Source organism: Nigerium sp., from assembly GCF_039811905.1.
In the GTDB taxonomy this organism is placed as follows: domain Bacteria; phylum Actinomycetota; class Actinomycetes; order Propionibacteriales; family Propionibacteriaceae; genus Propioniciclava.
The window spans coordinates 1-3,493 of sequence record NZ_JBDHZL010000169.1; the positions used below are offsets into that span (position 1 = coordinate 1).

4 protein-coding genes are annotated in these 3,493 nt (G+C 70.5%); all 4 read right to left on the bottom strand.

The features are described from left to right. On the bottom strand, positions 1 to 811 hold an 811-nt coding region (locus WMJ97_RS14790; RefSeq protein WP_347349770.1), incomplete at its 3' end, for a hypothetical protein. Further along, complete coding sequence (locus tag WMJ97_RS14795) at positions 775 to 1,761, bottom strand: hypothetical protein (protein ID WP_347349771.1); 987 nt, start codon at positions 1,759 to 1,761, stop codon at positions 775 to 777. The genes WMJ97_RS14790 and WMJ97_RS14795, both read right to left, overlap by 37 nt. Positions 1,762 to 2,111: 350 nt before the next feature. Beyond that, complete coding sequence (locus tag WMJ97_RS14800; RefSeq protein WP_347349772.1) at positions 2,112 to 2,585, bottom strand: hypothetical protein; 474 nt, start codon at positions 2,583 to 2,585, stop codon at positions 2,112 to 2,114. Between the two features lie 473 nt (positions 2,586 to 3,058). Next, positions 3,059 to 3,493: hypothetical protein (locus WMJ97_RS14805; protein ID WP_347349773.1), on the bottom strand; the 435-nt coding region annotated here is incomplete at its 5' end.

The window sequence follows — 3,493 nt, forward strand, 5'->3', positions numbered from 1 at the left end:
CCGCCGCCTCGGGCTCGGACTCATCCTGCTGGGCCTCGTCATCTTGCTCGGGATCATCCTGCTCGGGCTCGGGCTCGTCCTCCTCGGGCTCTGGCTCGCTCTGCTCGGGCTCGGGCTCGTCCTCTGACTCGGCGTCCTGATCCTGATCGTCGTCCAGCTCGTCCTCATCGAGTTCGAGCACCAGGCCCTGGAGGGCGGCGACGCGATCGGCGGCGTCCGTCTCTCCCTCGGTGTCGAGCGCGGCCGCCGCGGCGAACCATCGTTCGGCGCCGTCGTCGTCGCCGTTGCGGGCCAGCAGATCGGCGTAGGCGTACCGCAGCCGGACGCGCGTGAGCCTCGGCCCCTTGCCGCCACTCGACTCCAGCTCGTGACGCAGCAAACGGAGCGCCTCGTCCGGCTGGCCCAGATCCTGCCGGGCGCCGGCCTCGACGAGGCGCAGTTCGACGCGCTGCGGGAATTCGGGGGACGTCGCCAGCCCCTCCTTGACGAGGCGAAGCGCCTTGTCAGGATGTCCCAGCGCGCGTTCGCAGTCGGCCATCGCCGGCAGGAACTCGTCGCCCCCACTCATGCGCCGCAGCGCCCGGAACTCGTTCAGCGCCGCCGCATACTCGCCGGCCGCGTAGGCCGCCTCGCCCGTCGCCTCGCGCACCACGGGCAGACGCGCCGCCCGGCGGCGCGCAGCTTCGGCGTGCGCGTAGGCAAGCTGGGGATCGCTGTCGATCAGCTTGCCGGCCTGCAGCAGGTGGGCGCCGACGATCTCGGCGCGCTCCGCGTTCAGGCTGCGCAGCTCCGCCCGGACGCCGCGCGGCAACTCCCGCAGGTCAAGCCCCTCCGGGGTAGCCGGTTCGTCGACCTTCGGCGCGAACCCGGGACGCGGCGCCTCCGGCGGGCCGTCCTCCTGACGGTCCTCCCAGGGCCGCTCGTCTCGGTCGCTTCGGCCGTAGCGGCGGGCGTCCCGGTCACGCCGATCGTCTCGGAATCCGCCGCGGTCGCCGCGGCGGTCGTCGTCGTAGCGTCGCGGACGATCGTCTCGGGAGTACCCGCCGCCAGACCGGGCGCGCTCACCGCCCCGGTCGTCTCGGCCGCGGGAGTATCCGCGGTCGTCCCGGCCGCGGGAGTATCCGCGATCCTCCCGGTCCCGCGAGTAGCCCCGGTTTCCCCCGCGTTCGTCGTCCCGGCCCCGCGAAAAGCCTCGCGCGTCGCGATCATCGCGCCCGCGGGAGAAGCCTCGGTTTCCTCCGCGATCGTCTCGGTCGCGCGAGTACCCGCGCTCATCCCGCCCTCGGGAGAACCCTCGGTCGCCGCGCGAGAAGTTGCGTTCGCCGCGGTCGCGATCGTCGCGTTCATACGGACGCCGCGGGCCGCGACCGCCGTCGCCGTTGCGACGGGGCCCACTGTCCGGCCCGAACGAGCGTCGCTTGGCGCCAGGATTGAACGGACGCCCGCCCCGCCGCTCTCCGCCATCGCCGTCCCGTCGCGGACGACGGTCGTCGTCGCCACCCCAACGTCGCTCGTCACGGTCTCCCCGGGGCCCGGCGTTGTAGCCGCGGCCCCCGCGGTCCCGGTCGTCGCGACGATCCGACCGTCCATATCCGCCGCGCCGATCGTCGCGGCCGTACCCGCGGTCGTCTCGGTCAGGACGCCGATCGTCGCGGTTGTACCCACGATTGTCACGCTCAGGACGCCGATCGTCGCGGTTGTGGCCACCCCGGTCACCCTGCCGGTCGGATCGGTCGTAGCGGCGATCTCCCGATCGGCCACCCCGGAACCCTCCTGACCCGGAGTCGTCGCGATCGTAGCGGCGCCCCCCGGAGTCGGAACCGAACCGACCACCGGAACGATCATCACGCCGGTCGCGCCCACCACCGGGTCGCGAGCCCCCGCGATACGCGCCTCGCCCGGCGCCGCCCGTCCGTCCTCCCGGACGCGACCCTCCGGTTCCGCCCCGGGACCACGATGATCCCCCCGGACGGCCCCCGGGCCCGCGCCGCCGATTCGAGTCGCCGCTCTCTTGTTCTGTCACCCCCTCAGTCTGCCCGCCGCGAGGAGGCACGGCAAAGCGATGCACGCCTGTTCCGCGCTACTCGGCGTGAGGGACGCCGCCTCGTCGGCTAACGGCGGAGCACGGACTGGAGTTCGCCGACAGGCAGCGTGCGGGTCGTGGTGGTCTGGCCGGGCAGGACGCCGGAGAAACCCAGCGACGACCAGGTCACGCTCCAGGTGCTGGTGGCCCGGATCGTGTAGCGGCCCTCAGGCAGGGATGCGGTCTCGTACACGTGGCCGCAGGTGGGTGAGGGGGTTGCGGGCTCCACGCTGCTGTCGAACGGCGTCATCTCGCTACACGTCAGGGTCGTGCCGTCGCCCATGTCGAACTGCACCTGCGTCCGGCGGCCTGTCAGCGTGAACGACAGCCCGTCACGGCTCGCGGTGCGGGACACGACGGCGGGGCTATCGCTCCACAGCCACAACGGATACCCGACCACGGCCATGTTCCACTCGTTGACCGACGGGTCTGGCCCGACCCGGATCGTCGGATCCGGCAGCACCAAGCTCACGTCGACCCGCCGCACCACCTGCTCGACCATCGAATACGTCCACACCGGAGCTGTCGGGACGGCCCGCCCTCGCTTCTGGGGCGCAGCCGGCACGCTCGGCGTCGACGGTGGGGCACACAAGAACTCGTTGTTCGGCCCGTAGCACTCAGGAATGAACATCTGCCGCGGCCGCACAGACGGAATCCGCGGACCACGTTTGATGGTGACTCCCATTCGACGCACGGACGGGGTCCGCTGCGCATCACGAGCTGACCCCAGAGAGGTCTTCCCCCACGACCCCGAGCGATGCTTGCTCGATCGCAAACCGATCTCCTTCGTCGTGCGGTCAGTCGACCCAGGACTGGACGCCGTCGCTGTTCCTGAGTAGCCGTTCGATCCGGACTGGGCCGCAGCTGCGGTCGCTCGTGGCGCCGCGAACGCCGGCGTTGAACCATCCAGGAGAACGACCAAGGACAGCATGGTGACGACCCAGCCACCCTTTCGGTAGCGAATGCCCAGCGCTCTCAACATGCCTGGACCGTTTCGAAGCGCGCATCGACCGCCTTGAGCGTCCCGGCCTCCTGCCCGAAGCTCAAGTCACGGATGATGACGCCACCTTTGCCAACTGCGCGGCCCTTCTGCATCAAGGTTGCCGAGGACCCATCGATGCAGGCAGACAAGGCAAGGGCGCTGTCAGGGGCACGGTCATCTAAGCGACGGAGCCACACAATCCGGACATCCCCGCCCCTAAGAAAACGCTGTTCTCCTGCGGCCTTCCTATAGTCGCTGCGCACTCTCGACGCAAGGCCCTTGCTCACGAGCGCGTCAAGTTCCCTGTCAGGGATCTTCTCGCCCCGCTGGGCTCGGACATCGAGATCGTTCAACTCCCGGTAGATCCGCTCCGCCTCGGCGTACTGGGCGTCCCGGGCCTTCATCTGGTCATAGACCGCCCTACTGCA